This window comes from Pantoea sp. CS_6, assembly GCF_041954745.1.
In the GTDB taxonomy this organism is placed as follows: Bacteria; Pseudomonadota; Gammaproteobacteria; order Enterobacterales; family Enterobacteriaceae; genus Pantoea; species Pantoea stewartii.
Genome location: NZ_JAVAYG010000005.1, coordinates 189,491 through 204,516, shown reverse-complemented (window position 1 = coordinate 204,516; position 15,026 = coordinate 189,491). Strand labels below are relative to the sequence as shown.

10 protein-coding genes are annotated in these 15,026 nt (G+C 55.1%); 5 read left to right on the top strand and 5 right to left on the bottom strand.

All coding sequences use genetic code 11. From position 1 onward, the window contains the following. The first annotated feature begins 505 nt into the window (after positions 1–505). Positions 506–6,037: a glutamate synthase-related protein gene (locus RAC90_RS09715; RefSeq protein ID WP_039338902.1), complete on the top strand. Its 5,532-nt coding sequence runs from the start codon at positions 506–508 to the stop codon at positions 6,035–6,037. A 178-nt stretch (positions 6,038–6,215) separates the two neighbouring features. Further along, the gene (locus RAC90_RS09710; protein ID WP_006121726.1) at positions 6,216–7,973 is read left to right on the top strand and encodes a sulfite reductase subunit alpha; all 1,758 of its coding nucleotides are present in this window, start codon (positions 6,216–6,218) and stop codon (positions 7,971–7,973) included. Between the two features lie 107 nt (positions 7,974–8,080). Here RAC90_RS09710 and sspB read toward each other — a convergent pair whose 3' ends face one another. The 5 genes from sspB to zapE form a co-directional block, all read right to left on the bottom strand. Then, positions 8,081–8,566, bottom strand: a complete 486-nt coding sequence (gene sspB, locus RAC90_RS09705) for a ClpXP protease specificity-enhancing factor (protein ID WP_006121725.1) — start codon at positions 8,564–8,566, stop codon at positions 8,081–8,083. Positions 8,567–8,569: 3 nt separating this feature from the next. Continuing rightward, a complete protein-coding gene (gene sspA / locus RAC90_RS09700) occupies positions 8,570–9,211 on the bottom strand; it encodes a stringent starvation protein SspA (protein WP_033739161.1) in 642 nt (213 codons plus the stop codon). Between the two features lie 316 nt (positions 9,212–9,527). Beyond that, the gene (gene rpsI, locus RAC90_RS09695) at positions 9,528–9,920 is read right to left on the bottom strand and encodes a 30S ribosomal protein S9 (RefSeq protein ID WP_006121723.1); all 393 of its coding nucleotides are present in this window, start codon (positions 9,918–9,920) and stop codon (positions 9,528–9,530) included. Between the two features lie 15 nt (positions 9,921–9,935). After that, positions 9,936–10,364, bottom strand: coding sequence for a 50S ribosomal protein L13 (gene rplM, locus RAC90_RS09690; RefSeq protein ID WP_006121722.1), 429 nt, complete (start codon positions 10,362–10,364; stop codon positions 9,936–9,938). 225 nt (positions 10,365–10,589) lie between these two features. Further along, on the bottom strand, positions 10,590–11,717 hold the full coding sequence (gene zapE / locus RAC90_RS09685; RefSeq protein WP_375124282.1) for a cell division protein ZapE: 1,128 nt from the start codon (positions 11,715–11,717) through the stop codon (positions 10,590–10,592). A gap of 177 nt (positions 11,718–11,894) precedes the next feature. On the opposite strand from zapE, the gene zapG reads away from it, so the two are divergent. The 3 genes from zapG (at position 11,895) to degS (ending at position 14,933) form a co-directional block, all read left to right on the top strand. Next, complete coding sequence (gene zapG / locus RAC90_RS09680; RefSeq protein ID WP_006121720.1) at positions 11,895–12,296, top strand: Z-ring associated protein ZapG; 402 nt, start codon at positions 11,895–11,897, stop codon at positions 12,294–12,296. A gap of 109 nt (positions 12,297–12,405) precedes the next feature. Then, positions 12,406–13,782 carry a serine endoprotease DegQ gene (degQ, locus tag RAC90_RS09675; protein WP_039338905.1) on the top strand — a complete coding sequence of 459 codons (1,377 nt, stop codon included), beginning with the start codon at positions 12,406–12,408 and terminating at the stop codon, positions 13,780–13,782. 89 nt (positions 13,783–13,871) lie between these two features. Continuing rightward, positions 13,872–14,933: an outer membrane-stress sensor serine endopeptidase DegS gene (gene degS, locus RAC90_RS09670; RefSeq protein WP_033739158.1), complete on the top strand. Its 1,062-nt coding sequence runs from the start codon at positions 13,872–13,874 to the stop codon at positions 14,931–14,933. The last annotated feature ends 93 nt before the right edge of the window (positions 14,934–15,026 follow it).

The following is a 15,026-nucleotide window of genomic DNA, read 5'->3' as shown; positions in this document are numbered from 1 at the left end:
CTGCCTGTAGCAGCATTTGATGCTGTTTAGTACCCTGTCGCCAGCATACTTCAGCGATTTCACGCCACTGGCACAGTGATAGAGTTCACATTTCCCTCTCTACCGCTTAATGAAAAACTGACACAATTTAGACACAAAAGCATAATAAATTCATTTGGTTATCGACATAAAGACGTGATTAAACTGTGTCAGGCTCGCTATTTGACCTTGATTCGCTTTCCCGATAAGTTGGAATTCCGCTGAAAGCTTTCATGATGGGCAAGCGTCACGGCATATCTATGCAACATGACGCCCGCATGGTTTGAGTCATCTCCTTTCGAGAACGGAAACACCACGCGCTACACATCCACGGACTTATCCTCCTGCCGATGAAAAGTGCGTAAAACGAAATCGCGCAGGCTGTCAGGCGCGGGAATAAAAGAATGCGCGCTGGGAAAAGTGTTTAACCAAGCTCAGTGCCTGAAACAATGCAGGTAATGTCAAAAGCAGTTTAAGGAGACCCTCAATGTCCACTAAAAAACCTGAATCCTATGGCTTATATAACCCAGCAGCAGGAAGTGACAGCTGTGGTGTAGGTTTCATTACCCGTAAGGACGGCGAGCAGACCCACGACATTCTGCGTATGGCGCACAGTGCACTCTGCACGGTTCCGCACCGTGGTGGCATGTCCGCTGAAGGCGTGGGTGATGGCGCGGGTGTCAACGTCGATCTTTCACTGCACTTTTTCCGTAAAATTACCGGTCAGGCGCTGGAAGCCGGTCGCTTTGGCGTGGGTAACTTCTTCGTTCCTAAAGATGCTGAACTGCGTGCCAATGCGGAGCGCCTGGTAGAAGAGACGCTGCGTCATTTTAATCTGCCGGTGATCATGAAACGCGAAATGCCGCTGGATAACAGCGTGACGCGTCCGGCCGCTGTCCAGTTTCAGTTGCCCATCGTGCAATGGATTTTTGCTGCGCCTCAGGATGTCAGCCACCAGAACGATTTTGAAAAACGGATTTATCGCGCCCTGCTGGCGATTGAGGCAGAGGCCTTTACGAAAAGTGAGTTTGGCGGTTTGTATCCGCTGTCGCTTTCGTCCCGTACCCAGGTATTCAAAGCCCGTCTGAATTCCAATGAGGTCATTCCTTATTTCAAAGATCTGACCGATCCCGATCATCAGGTCCGTGGGCTGTTTTTCCATACCCGCTTCTCAACCAATACCGATCCGCACACCACTATGGCGCAACCTTTCCGGTTAATGGCCCATAACGGTGAGCTGAATACCGATCGTAAAAACCGGATTGCTGAATCCGCGCTGGCCTCTGCGCGTGGAAAAACTATCGTTCGCCCGAAAGGTCAGTCAGACAGTTCCCGTCTTGACCAGAGCATTCACAGCCGCCTGATGGAAGACGATCTCGACTTAATTACCGCCGTGGTGTCGATGATGCCACCTGCATGGGAAAATGACACCGCGCTCTCTCCGGCGGTGCGTGACATGCTGGAATATTTCTCACTCTATGAAGAGAAGAACGACGGCCCTGCGGCGTTGATCTTTGGTAATGGGGAAGTGATTGGCGCACGTCTTGACCGTCTGGGTCTTCGTCCACTGCGTTCGGTTGAAACCGCCGAGTATATTGGTGCCATGTCGGAAGCCGGCCAGATTGCCTTTCCCCCGGAAAGCGTACTGCGCCGTGGTCGTATCGAAGCCGGCGGCATGCTCTATTTTGATCATCGCGAAAAACGCAGCTATACCACGCATGAAGCGCTGGAAAAGCTGGCTGCGGAAAAAGATTACGCTGCACTGCTCGGCAAATCTCGCGTCGATCTCAATGAGTTGCCTGTCATCCCTGCTGAGAAACAAGGGTCGCCTCTGCGCTATCGCGGCGATCTGAAAACCTATCAGCGCTTTGTGGCTTACTACTATAACCAGGAAAGCTTCAAATTCATGATGGACCCGATGCTGAACACCGGGGCCGAGAAAATCTCTGCTATGGGTTACGGCAACGCGATCAATGGTCTGTCCGATCATGAAGGCGGCATGGCGCACTACTTTTCGCAGCGTTTTGCACAGGTCACTAACCCACCGCTGGACTCCATCCGTGAAGCAGACGGTATGACGCTGCGCGTGGCACTGGGAGCCAAACCGCACCTGGGGCGCAGTAAAGGCCGTCAGATTATTGTGCCGACGCCTATTCTGACGCACCTGGACATGCTACAGCTGCGCGAACAGAACGTCGCACCTTATGCCCGTTTTGACATGCTGTACGAACCTGTCACCGGCAAAGACCTGCTCAGCCGTACGGCCAACGCCACTGCGCTGGAGAAGGCGATTGACGATCTGGCTCAGCAGGTCGTGGATTTCGCGCGTTCCCAGGGCGGGATCGCCGTCCTGACCGACCGCCACATCTCGTCCACCCATGCCGCCCTGCCCATGCTGTTGGTGGTTTCTGCGGTGAACCAGCGCCTGGTACAGGAAGGATTACGTCTTGACGTGTCCCTGGTGGTGGAGAGTGGGCAGATTATCTCGTCGCATCACATTGCCGCGACGCTGGGCTTTGGTGCCTCTGCTGTCTATCCGCTCGGCGTACAGATGCGTGCCGAGGAGAAATTCGGTGAAGGTGAAGAAGGCAATAAAGCCTTTAAACGCTATGCCAAAGCCGCCGAAAAGGCCCTGATGAAGACCATGGGTAAAGTGGGCCTGTGTACCGTTGAAAGCTACAGTAGCGGTGAGTTCTTTGAACCTAACTTCCTTAACACTGATGATCCGGTGCTGAAGAAGTATTTCCCGAATATCAAAACGCCTGTTGGTGGCGCGGGCTTTGCCACCATCGCGCAAATGGCAGTGGACTGGCATCAAAGCGCGCTGAAAATTCAGGGCGAATCAGAAGTGCCATTACTGGGGCTGTTTAAAGAGCGCGCAGAGGGCGCAGGCCACTCCTACGGCACCATTGCCGTGCGTACCTTTATTGATATGACGGAAGAGCCGATTCGCTTTGCGGACAAAGCGCGCGAAGAGGACAATTTCATTCGTCTGATGACGCTGGCCCGTCTGGATAATGCGTTTGGCATCAAGCCTGACACGTTCAAGGACAGCAGCTTTGAGCGCATTCCTGATGACGTGATGAATAACTTTGCCATCACAGCCGATTACCGTCAGTTCTCCAGCCTGATGTATGAAGAGCGTAAACGCCGCCCTGCTGCGCTGCGTGACATTCTGGCCTTCCCGGCCGATCTGACGCACATCGACAGCGAAGCGGAATTCCGCCGTAAACTGGGCCGTTATTCGCTGACCAACAACGGATTTGCTACTCGCGGCCTGGAATGCGAGGCCATCGAAGGCAGCCCGAACACCTTTATGCTGCGGCTGACCGATGCCATCGCCGGGCTGAAGCCGGAAAGCGAACGTCTGCTGAATCTGTCACGGGCTCTGAAAGCCCGCTTCAGTGACGAAATCGAATCGGCGGACGTGGTCGCAGGCGGCCTGAAAATCACCGCCGTAGGTAAAGCTGCCGACTATCTGTCGCGCATTTTTACTGCGCTGCCCTCATTGCCGTTAAGCGAAATTCAGCCTGCCTGTGAAATCACTCGTACTTTCGCCTCCGGGGCGATGAGTCACGGCGCGCTGGTGGCACCGGCACATGAAGCTGTCGCACATGGCACCAACATGGTCGGCGGCATGAGCAACTGCGGGGAAGGCGGCGAGCACTATTCCCGTCATGGCACTATCCGTGCGTCCCGTATCAAGCAGCTGGCGTCAGGTCGTTTCGGCGTCTGGGCGGCGTACCTGGCCGATCCGATGCTGGAAGAGCTGGAGATCAAAATTGGTCAGGGTGCAAAACCTGGTGAAGGTGGCCAGTTGCCTGCGGCGAAAGTCACCGTCGAAATCGCGGCGGCACGTGGCGGCACACCGGGCGTTGAGCTGGTCTCGCCACCACCGCACCACGACACCTACTCTATCGAAGATTTGGCCCAGTTGATTCACGACTGCAAAGCGGCGCGTGTTCGCGTCATTGTGAAGCTGGTGTCCTCTGAAGGGATCGGCACCATTGCTGTGGGCGTAGCGAAAGCCGGTGCTGACGTTATTAACGTCGCCGGTAACACGGGCGGTACGGGCGCCGCCTCGGTGACCAGTCTGAAATATACCGGTCGCGTCGCGGAAATCGGCATTGCCGAAGTTCATCAGGCGCTGTGTGCGAACGGCCTGCGCGACAAAGTCCTGCTGCGCTGTTCAGGTGCACAGCAGACAGGCAGCGACGTGGTGAAATCCGCGCTGCTGGGCGGTGACAGCTTTGAATTCGGTACGACTGCGCTGATGATGCTGAAATGCGTGATGGCGAAGAACTGTAACGTCAAATGCCCGGCAGGGTTAACCACGAACGCCGAAGCCTTTGATGGCGATCCGCGTCAGCTCGCACAGTATTTCCTGAATGTGGCGCACGAAGTCCGCGAAATCCTGGCGCGTATGGGCCTGCGCTCGCTGCGTGAAGCCCGTGGGCGCGCTGACCTGCTCCATTTGATGGATCACCCGCTGGAAGTCGGCAAGCTGGATCTGCGCGCCATGCTCACCGTGGTGCCAGAGCTGAAAATCGACAAGCCGGTTTATCTGGAAAAAGATTTTGAGCTGGATGATGGCTGGGTGGAAGAACTCAACCAGCAACTGGTGACAGCGGGCAAGACATCGCTGCAGTTAGGTCACGATGTCGTCCTGAACAACCGCAATAAAAGCGTGGGCGGTCAGTTGGCGATCGATATCGAGCGCATGCTGAATCATACCCTGACAGCAGAGCAACTGCAGGCGATGCCCTCTGTGCTGCAGGACGATCGCGGTCGTCGCTATCTGGCGCCGGCCACGGTGCATATTACGACCACCGGCTCAGCTGGTCAGTCCTTCGGTGCCTTCTGCAATGACGGCATGCTGATGCAACATCGTGGCACCTGCAACGATGGCGTGGGCAAAGGCCAGTGCGGCGGCGAGCTGGTGGTGTTATCACCGGGCGGCGGCGCACAGGACAGTGATGGCAACGTCCTGATCGGTAACTTTGCTCTGTTCGGCGCAACGGGCGGCCGCCTGTTCGTGCAGGGCCAGGCCGGTGACCGCTTCGCAGTGCGTAACTCTGGTGCCACTGCGGTAGTGGAAGGCGTCGGTGACTTCTGTTGCGAATACATGACCAACGGTGCCGTGTTGAACCTGGGCACCTTTGGTAAAGGCTTCGGTAACGGCATGAGCGGCGGCTTTGCTTACCAGTACGATCCGTACGGCTCCCTGGCTAACCATGCAGCGGGCGATTCCGTTCTGTTTGGTTCCATTGCCGATGCCGATGAGCTGGCACAAATTCATAAGCAGGCCGTGCTGACCATGCTGAACTGGCATCTGGACGCCACGCAGTCACCACGTGCGGCCTGGCTGCTGGAGCACTGGGAAACCGAATGTCAGCACTTCGTGTATGTGATGCCGCGCTCTCTGCTGCTGTATCAGGATGGCGGTGAAATCCTGAAGGCGAAATCCCGTAAGGATTTGCTGGAAGAACTCTCAACCGCGCTGGCAGCGCATCAGGTGGCGAAATTCAAAGCCGCGTGGCGTGAAGGCAAAACCATTGCAGACGGTGCCGTACCGGCTTATGGCGCGACAGATACGGTCGAGATGTTTGTATTGCTCAATAACTACACCGTATTGAGCTTCGCGCAGCAGCTGGCTCTCGGCAAGTTACCGAAAGGCACCCACGTTGAGGATCCGGCGGTCGAGAAAGCGGTTCGTAATTTACTGATGACAGAGGACTTTTCGCTGGTCAGTAAACTGCAGCGCCATGCGCGGGCAGCCATTGAGAACTACAGCGACAGCGAATTAGCCAGCCTGATCGGTTCAAAACGCATGTCCGATTACAAAGCGGCACTGACGCAACGCAACATCCGTTCCATGGACAGCCTGGCCACCTATGGCTGGATCATGTATCAGGATGCCTGCAACCGTGAAATCCTTGGTCGTCTGCCTGATTTTGAAGAGTTGTTTGCACGTGCGGCATTACCTGAAATTGCGGCGGCGGTAGGGAAACTGGCCTGACAGCCGCGTCTGTAAACTGAACTGTGTTTAATCATGATTACCCGGAGGGTTTCGCGGTACCGGGCGGAGGTCAATCCCGAGCCTCTCTGTGGCAGACGGCCGCTGAGAGGACGGGTTTCGCCACACTCACGGCGGTGCGAAACATGACGGTTAAGAGCGGGATTGAGTAAAGGTATCCATGAAAATTCCATACATTCCTGAAGATGCACCTTTCAATGGTGATCAGAAATACTGGCTGGCGGGCTTTCTGGCTGGCCTGCACTCCCGTTTGCTGGTGTTAGAAGACAAACAGCAACCTGCCGCGGGCAACGCCGCCGCTGCAACGACCCAACTGCACATTCTTTATGGTTCGCAGACCGGTAACGCTGAAGCTCTGGCCCAGTCTGCGGCCAAATCGGCCCGTGCTAAAGGCCTGGTGCCTGTCGTTCAGGCGCTGGGCGATGTGGATCTCGACGTGTTTGCCACAATGCGCCACGTGCTGATCGTCACCTCGACCTACGGTGAAGGTGAAATGCCGGACAATGCCCAGCTATTCTGGGACGCCATCTCCGCCAGTACCGCACCGCGTCTGGAGCAGATGCACTTTGCCGTTCTGGCTATCGGCGACACCGGCTATGACGGTTTCTGCCAGGCCGGTAAATTCCTGGATATGCGCCTTGAACAGCTGGGAGCCAAACGTGTTGTTGATCGTATTGACTGCGATATTGATTATGAAGAGCCTTCGCATGCATGGCTGAACAGCACGATGCCACAGTTCGCCAGCAGCGCAGGCAGCAGCGGCACGGTTCTGGAGAGCGCACCGGAAGCCCCGGTCATCCCCGGCAGCAACAAATCCAATCCCTATGCCGCAGCCCTCATCACCAACAAGCGCCTGTCGAGTGAGCAGTCTGCGAAAGACATTCGCCATTTCGAATTTGATCTGACTGACAGCGGTCTGAAGTACGAAGCGGGCGATGCGCTGGGTGTGATCCCGGTGAACGAACCGTCGCTGGTCAGCCTGCTGCTGACACAGCTGAACGCCGATTATCAGACGCCCGTCCCCGGCTTCGACAGAAGTCTTGGCGATCTGCTGACCTACCAGTTTGAAATTTCTGAGCCTTCACGCAAGCTGATTGAGTGGGTTGGACAGAACACCACGAACCAGGAACTGCGTCACGTACTTCAGCACGATGATAAAGATGCCCTGGGTGTCTGGCTGTGGGGCAAAGATACGCTGGACCTGCTGCAACTTGAGCTGACCCGCAGCCTGAGCGTGCCTGAGTTCGTCGCCCTGCTGCGTCCGCTGCAGCATCGTGCCTACTCCATTTCGTCCAGTTCCAAAGCGCATCCTAACCAGGTTCACCTGACAATTGCGGCTGTGCGCTATCACAGTGGTGGCCGCAACCGTAGCGGAGTCTGTTCAACCTACCTGGCCGAGCGCGTGCGTCGTGGCGAAAAGCCGGCGATCTTTATTTCGCCCAATAAATCCTTCCGGGTTCCGGCCAACGGCAATGCGCCCATGATCATGGTCGGCCCGGGTACCGGCATCGCCCCTTTCCGTGCGTTCCTGCAGGAACGTCAGGTGACCGGTGCGCAAGGCAAAAACTGGCTGTTCTTTGGCGATCAGCATCAGGAGCATGACTTCATTTACCGTGAAGAACTGACGGCCTGGCATGAGAGCGGTTTGCTGACGCGTCTCGATCTGGCGTTCTCACGCGACCAGGACAAAAAGGTCTACGTGCAAAACCGCATGCTGGAACAGGGCGCAGAACTGTACGCCTGGTTGCAGGAAGGTGGGTATTTCTACGTCTGTGGTGATGCCTCACGCATGGCGAAAGACGTGGATAATGCGCTGTATGAAATCGTACGCCAGTTTGGTGGTCTGTCCAGCGAGCGCGCGGCGGACTACATCGATCAGTTGAAGAAAGAGAAACGCTACCTGCGCGACGTGTACTAATCTCAGCCGCAGAAAGCAAAAATCCGGGTACGCTGTGCGCCCGGATTTTTTTTCGCTCATCATTCTGACGATCAAAAAAATGCCTGTCGGCTGACAGGCATTCTGAGTTATTTCACCACACGCAGTGCGGGACGACCGCCGCGCGGTGGCGGATCGTCATCAGGTGAGTTGTCGTCATCGCTGGCATCGTCAGGGCGATCGCCATCAATCACTGACATGACCGTCTCTTCCTGATTTTCCGGGAACGCCTGGGATGCCCCTTCATAAGCCGGTTCAGGCTCAAACATGGTCCCCGCACCGTTTTCACGCGCATAGATGGCCAGAATGGCCGCCATCGGCACGTTCACCTGGCGCGGCACGCCACCAAAGCGGGCATTAAACGAGACTTCCTCGTTACCCAGCTCAAGATTGCCTACAGCGCGCGGCGCAATGTTGAGGACGATCTGACCGTCCCGGGCATATTCCAGCGGAACCTGAACGCCCGGCAGGTTGATATCGACCACCAGATGCGGCGTCAGCTGGTTATCCAGGAGCCAGTCATAAAAAGCCCGCAGCAAATAGGGGCGACGGGCCGTAAGTTGCGACATTTCCATAAATCAGCCCCGGGCTTGCAGGCGCATTTCACGTTCAGCTTCAGTCAGTGAAGCAAGGAAGGAGTCACGTTCAAATACGCGGTTCATATAGCCTTTCAGCTCTTTTGAGCCCGATCCCAGCAGATCGATGCCCATTGACGGTAAGCGCCACAGCAGCGGTGCCAGGTAGCAGTCAACCAGGCTGAACTCGTCGCTCATAAAGAAAGGTGAACGTCCAAACAGGGGGGCAATCGCCAGTAACTCTTCACGCAGCTGCTTACGCGCCGCTTCGGCTTCCTGACCGCTGCTGTTCTCGACCTTTCTCATCAGGCTGTACCAGTCTTGCTCGATACGGTGCATCATCAAACGGCTTTCGCCACGCGCAACCGGATAAACCGGCATCAAAGGCGGGTGTGGGAAACGCTCATCAAGGTATTCCATGATGATGCGTGATTCATACAGTGTCAGTTCGCGATCCACCAGCGTCGGCACAGTACGGTACGGATTGAGGTCAATCAGATCCTGCGGCAGGTTATCCATTTCGACCTGCTCGATCTCTACGCTGACACCTTTCTCGGCCAGCACAATACGCACCTGATGGCTAAAAATGTCAGTAGGACCAGAAAACAGCGTCATTACCGAACGTTTGTTGGCAGCGACAGCCATGAAAACCTCCCAGTTTGTTCACAAAAAGTTACTGCGAATGGCCAACCACACGGCGACTCACCTGCTCATAGAACTCGCTCGCAATCCGCGCTAACCACTCCCGACTGATGCCAGGCGCATAACGCGCCAGCTTGCGGGCGCAAAGTGACAGGGAGTTTACCAGATTTTAGGCAGCTTGTGGGCGGGGGAATGCATTTTTGCGGGTAAAATGCGAACAGCATTGTTGTTTTCTGTGACTGCGCCGCCTGGCATGAAAAGCAAAAAACCCGCCGAAGCGGGTTTTTTGTGCCAACTGTGACTGCCGAAGCAGCAACAATTAACGTTTGGAGAACTGAGGACGACGACGTGCTTTACGCAGGCCGACTTTCTTACGTTCAACCTGACGAGCATCGCGAGTAACGAAGCCTGCTTTACGCAGTTCGCCACGCAGTGACTCATCATACTCCATCAGAGCGCGGGTGATACCATGACGGATCGCGCCTGCCTGACCAGAGATACCACCACCTTTAACGGTGATGTACAGGTCCAGTTTGCCAACCATATCAACCAGTTCCAGAGGCTGACGCACGACCATGCGTGCAGTCTCACGACCGAAATACTGCTCCAGAGAGCGTTGGTTGATGACGATGTTACCGCTACCCGGCTTGATGAAGACGCGTGCGGATGAGCTTTTGCGGCGACCAGTGCCGTAGTTTTGAGTTTCAGCCATTGCCTTTAATCCCGATTAAATGTCAAGAACTTGCGGTTGCTGTGCCGCATGGTTGTGCTCGTTACCTGCGTAAACTTTCAGTTTACGGTACATAGCACGACCCAGCGGGCCCTTCGGCAGCATGCCTTTAACCGCGATCTCAATCACGCGCTCAGGACGGCGAGCAATCATCTCTTCAAAGGTCGCCTGTTTGATACCACCGATGTGACCAGTGTGGTGATAGTAAATCTTGTCAGAACGCTTGTTGCCGGTGACAGCAACTTTCTCAGCGTTCAGAACGATGATGTAATCACCTGTATCAACGTGCGGAGTGTATTCCGCTTTATGCTTACCACGCAGACGGCGTGCCAGTTCAGTCGCCAGGCGACCCAAGGTTTTGCCAGTTGCGTCAACAACATACCAGTCACGTTGGACGGTTTCTGGTTTAGCTGTAAAAGTTTTCATCGAAAAGCTTACCCAAATTAAGTTACACGTTGGTGAAATCCCAAACGCTTAAGTAAACGAATGAGGCTCACACGACCATTTTGACCAGCAAGCCACCCCTTCGGATAGCGTTACCGGCGCGCAGAGGATTTGGGAAAAAAATCCAGTGCCGTAACGTGGGGTCGCAAGATTATAGAGAAGTCGATTACAAAAATCGAACTCTATTTTCATTTATTACCCGGAATCTCAGGGTAAATGCGCCAGCCGCAGATACTCTTCGCTCTGCATTTCCTGCAAACGCGACAGGCAGCGCTGGTATTCAAATTTCAGGCGCGTGCCCTGATAAATTTCGAACAGCGAGGTTTCCGCGGCGACGACCAGTTTGACATGGCGCTCGTAAAACTCATCCACCAGCGCCAGAAAACGCCGCGCCTGATCTTCCGTTTTATAAATCATGACCGGCACATCAAACAGCAGCACGCTGTGAAAGCGGCGCGACAGTTCGATGTAATCGTGCTGGCTGCGCCCTTCCCCACACAGGGTTTTGAAGTCGATTGCCACCACGCCTTCACTGACACCCAGCGTGGGCATTTTGCGATGGTTGATCTCCAGCACCGGTGCGCTGTCGCGTTTTTCCCCTGACAGCGCCTGGAACATGCGATCCATATCGGCGTAGGTTTCTGGCCCTAAAGGAAACTTCCACAGATGCGCCGACGTCAGCGTGCGCAGGCGGTAATCAATGCCCGCATCAACGTTCATGACGTCACAATGTTGCTTGATCTGCTCAATGGCCGGCAGGAAACGCGCGCGCTGTAAACCGTTTTTATAGAGGTTATCGGGCGGAATATTCGAGGTGGCGACCAGGCTGATGCCCCGTTCGAACAACGCTTCCATTAACGTGCCCAGCAACATGGCATCCGTAATATCGGACACAAAGAATTCGTCAAAACACAGAATATCGGTTTCGGCTTTGAAGCGATCGGCGATGATCAGCAGCGGATCGCTGTGCCCCTGCAGTTCGGTCAGCTCTTCGTGCACGCGCAGCATAAAGCGGTGAAAGTGTAAGCGCAGCTTGCGGTTGCCAGGAATAGACTGAAAAAACAGATCCATGACCCAGGTTTTCCCGCGCCCCACGCCGCCCCACATATACAAGCCACGTACCGGCGTTTTGACCTGGGACTTCTCTTTACCCATCAGCTTCGACAGACGACCAAACAACCCCTGCGAGGCAGGTTCAGTCTTCTGCTGGCGGGCGATGAGCCCTTGCTGGATAGCATCTAAGCGGGTGATCGCTTCACGTTGTACATCGTCGGGCTTAAAATCGCCCTGCGATAGCGCCTGCTCATAGCGGGCAAGCGGAGATGAGGTTTGCATGGTTCGCTCAGTGTCCCTGAATGTTGTCTTATTCACACATCGTTTGTCGAAAAAAAGGCCGCTCTACACTAAGGCATGGCGCTCCAGAGTTCCACATCCATAAGATTAACGGGTATAGTGACTATTATTAAGTGGTGCAACGCCCTACGGAACAACGGAAATAACACGGGAGTCATTATGACCTGGGAATACGGGCTAATTGGTTTAGTGGTAGGTATCATTGTCGGCGCAGTAGCTATGCGTTTTGGCAACAGGAAACTGCGCGAGCAGCGCAGCATGCAGTATGAGCTGGATAAAACGAAAGCCGAACTGGCTGATTATCGTGAAGAGCTGACCAACCACTTTGCGCAAAGCGCCGAGCTGCTTGACAACATGGCACGCGATTACCGTCAGCTTTACCAGCATATGGCGAAAGGATCTAATGACCTGCTGCCAAACATGCCTGGCGACAAAAATCCCTTTGCCTGGCAACTAACCGAAGCGGAAGCCGATAACGATCAGGCACCGGTTCAGATGCCACGCGATTACTCAGAAGGCGCTTCCGGTTTACTGCGCGGTGAACGCGCCGTGCGCGACTAAGCGTATCGGGCACAGCCACGCTGTGCCCGCTGTTTTTGCGAACCCCGGCCGCAAACGGCTGTCTCACTGATTTATTCCCCCCACTTTTTGCAGCGAGAGCGTTGTAGCAATGAAAAAACAAGCACGACTGTTAAGCGCGTTAGCCTTGAGTATTGGAATGAGTCTTGCCGCTGCGCCCGGCGCAATGGCGACGCTACCTGCACAGATTCAGGGGCAGCCACTGCCCAGCCTGGCACCGATGCTGGAAAAAGTGTTACCTGCCGTGGTCAGTGTCCATGTTGAAGGCACGCAGTCGGATTCACAGGCCCAGGATATTCCTGAACCCTTAAAGCGTTTCTTTGGCCAACTGCCTGGCGGCGGTCAGTCTCAGCCGCAACCGTTTGAAGGCCTGGGTTCCGGCGTCATTATCGACGCCGCGAAGGGCTACGTGTTAACGAACAACCACGTGGTCAACGGCGCCGATAAAATCAATGTCCAGTTGGGCGACGGCAGTGAATATGACGCCAAACTCATCGGTCACGATGAACAAACGGATATTGCCCTGATTCAGATCCAGGGCGCTAAGAACCTGACGCAGATTAAAGTCGCGGATTCCGACCAACTTAAGGTGGGCGATTTTGCCGTCGCTATTGGTAATCCCTTTGGGCTGGGCCAGACGGCTACCTCCGGGATTATTTCGGCACTGGGCCGCAGCGGACTGAATCTTGAGGGGCTGGAGAACTTTATCCAGACGGATGCCGCCATCAACCGCGGTAACTCCGGCGGTGCGCTGGTGAATTTAAACGGCGAACTGATTGGTATTAACACCGCCATCCTCGCCTCCAGCGGCGGTAATATCGGCATTGGCTTTGCGATTCCAAGCGATATGGCAATCAACCTGGCCGATCAGTTGATTAAGTATGGCGAAGTCAAACGCGGTCAGCTTGGCATTAAAGGCACGGAAATGACGGCGGATATGGCCAAGGCGTTTAACGTCGATGCCCAGCGCGGTGCTTTCGTGTCTGAAGTTCTGCCGCAGTCGGCGGCACAGAAAGCCGGTATTAAGTCGGGAGATATCATTGTTTCTGTGAATGATAAACCCATTACCAGTTTTGCTGAGTTGCGCGTAAAAATCGGCACCACGGCACCCGGCGAGAAAGTGAAGCTGGGCCTGCTGCGTGAAGGCAAACCCGTCAGCGTTGAGGTCACTCTTGAGCAGAGTGCTCAGACAACCGCCAGTGCACAACTGCTGTCACCGGCTCTTCAGGGTGCCACGCTGAGCGATGGTCAGACGAAAACCGGTGATAAAGGCGTGAAGATTGACGGCATCGAAAAAGGCACGCCGGCTGAACAAGTGGGCCTGCAAAAAGATGATGTCATCATTGGCGTTAACCGCACGCGCGTCCAGAATATTGCCGAAATGCGCAAAGTGCTGGAAGCCAAACCACCAGTGCTGGCGCTGAATGTCGTGCGCGGTCAGGAAAGCATCTATCTGTTATTGAGATAAACCACGCATAATGGCGGACACAAGCACGTGTGTGTCCGCCTCGCGCATGGTATTCTCCCCAACGTTCTCCCCTGACGTGATTTAACACCATGTTTCTTAAACTTTTGCGTTCAGTGGTGTTGGGACTGATTGTTGCGGGCATCTTGCTCGCAGCGTTGCCCGCACTGCGTTTGGGCGGTGCTGCCCTCTATAGTCAAAATGACAGTAACGATGAAACGCCCTTTGGCTTCAATCAAGGGGTGCGCCGCGCTGTGCCTGCCGTGGTCAACGTTTATAACCGCAGTACGCAAGGGAACAATAACCGTGGTATCACCACGCTGGGTTCCGGCGTGATCATGAATGCCAAAGGCTATATTCTGACCAACAAGCACGTCATTAATAATGCCGATCAAATCATCGTCGCCCTGCAGGATGGCCGCTTCTTCGAGGCGACGCTGGTTGGGTCGGATGCGATGACCGATTTAGCGGTGCTGAAAATCACCGCGCCGAATCTGCCGGTGATCCCCATTAATCCCAAACGTGTCGCACACATTGGCGATGTCGTGATGGCCATTGGTAACCCCTATAACCTTGGGCAAACGGTCACGCAGGGCATTATCAGCGCAACGGGTCGGGTCGGGCTGAGCTCGTCAGGCCGCCAGAATTTCCTGCAGACCGATGCCTCCATTAACCAGGGCAACTCCGGTGGCGCGTTAATCAATTCGCTGGGCGAGCTGATGGGAATTAACACCCTGACCTTCGACAAAAGCAGCGACGGTGAAACGCCCGAGGGAATCGGTTTTGCCATTCCCACCGCACTTGCGTCGAAAATCATGGATAAGCTGATTCGCGATGGCCGGGTTATACGTGGCTACATCGGTATCACAGGGCGCGAAGTGCCCCCGCTGCACGGTCAGGGAAACAGTCTGGACAGAGTTCAGGGGATTATCGTCAGCGTCGTTACGCCCGGCGGTCCGGCGGATAAAGCCGGTATTGAGCCTAACGATGTGTTGCTGAGTGTGAACGGAAAACCGGCTATATCGGCACAGGAAACCATGGACCAGGTTGCCGAAATCCGTCCCGGCTCAGTGATTGATGTCCAGGTGCTGCGTAATGATAAGAAGCTGACCCTGCCGGTGACGATTCAGGAGTTTCCGGACAACAGTCAGTAGGCAAAACATTTTGACGGGAACGCCCGCGGAAAAAACAGACAAGGCCGCGCAATGCGCGGCCTTGTCTGTTTCTGGCTCAGGTCAGTAGGCTTC

What these genes read in the sequence shown, in the direction of transcription:
- degS (WP_033739158.1), top strand. Translation starts at nt 13,872, where the DNA reads ATGTTTCTTAAACTTTTGCGTTCAGTGGTGTTGGGACTGATTGTTGCG.
- rpsI (WP_006121723.1), bottom strand. Translation starts at nt 9,920, where the DNA reads ATGGCTGAAACTCAAAACTACGGCACTGGTCGCCGCAAAAGCTCATCC.
- rplM (WP_006121722.1), bottom strand. Translation starts at nt 10,364, where the DNA reads ATGAAAACTTTTACAGCTAAACCAGAAACCGTCCAACGTGACTGGTAT.
- degQ (WP_039338905.1), top strand. Translation starts at nt 12,406, where the DNA reads ATGAAAAAACAAGCACGACTGTTAAGCGCGTTAGCCTTGAGTATTGGA.
- zapG (WP_006121720.1), top strand. Translation starts at nt 11,895, where the DNA reads ATGACCTGGGAATACGGGCTAATTGGTTTAGTGGTAGGTATCATTGTC.
- RAC90_RS09715 (WP_039338902.1), top strand. Translation starts at nt 506, where the DNA reads ATGTCCACTAAAAAACCTGAATCCTATGGCTTATATAACCCAGCAGCA.
- sspA (WP_033739161.1), bottom strand. Translation starts at nt 9,211, where the DNA reads ATGGCTGTCGCTGCCAACAAACGTTCGGTAATGACGCTGTTTTCTGGT.
- RAC90_RS09710 (WP_006121726.1), top strand. Translation starts at nt 6,216, where the DNA reads ATGAAAATTCCATACATTCCTGAAGATGCACCTTTCAATGGTGATCAG.
- zapE (WP_375124282.1), bottom strand. Translation starts at nt 11,717, where the DNA reads ATGCAAACCTCATCTCCGCTTGCCCGCTATGAGCAGGCGCTATCGCAG.
- sspB (WP_006121725.1), bottom strand. Translation starts at nt 8,566, where the DNA reads ATGGAAATGTCGCAACTTACGGCCCGTCGCCCCTATTTGCTGCGGGCT.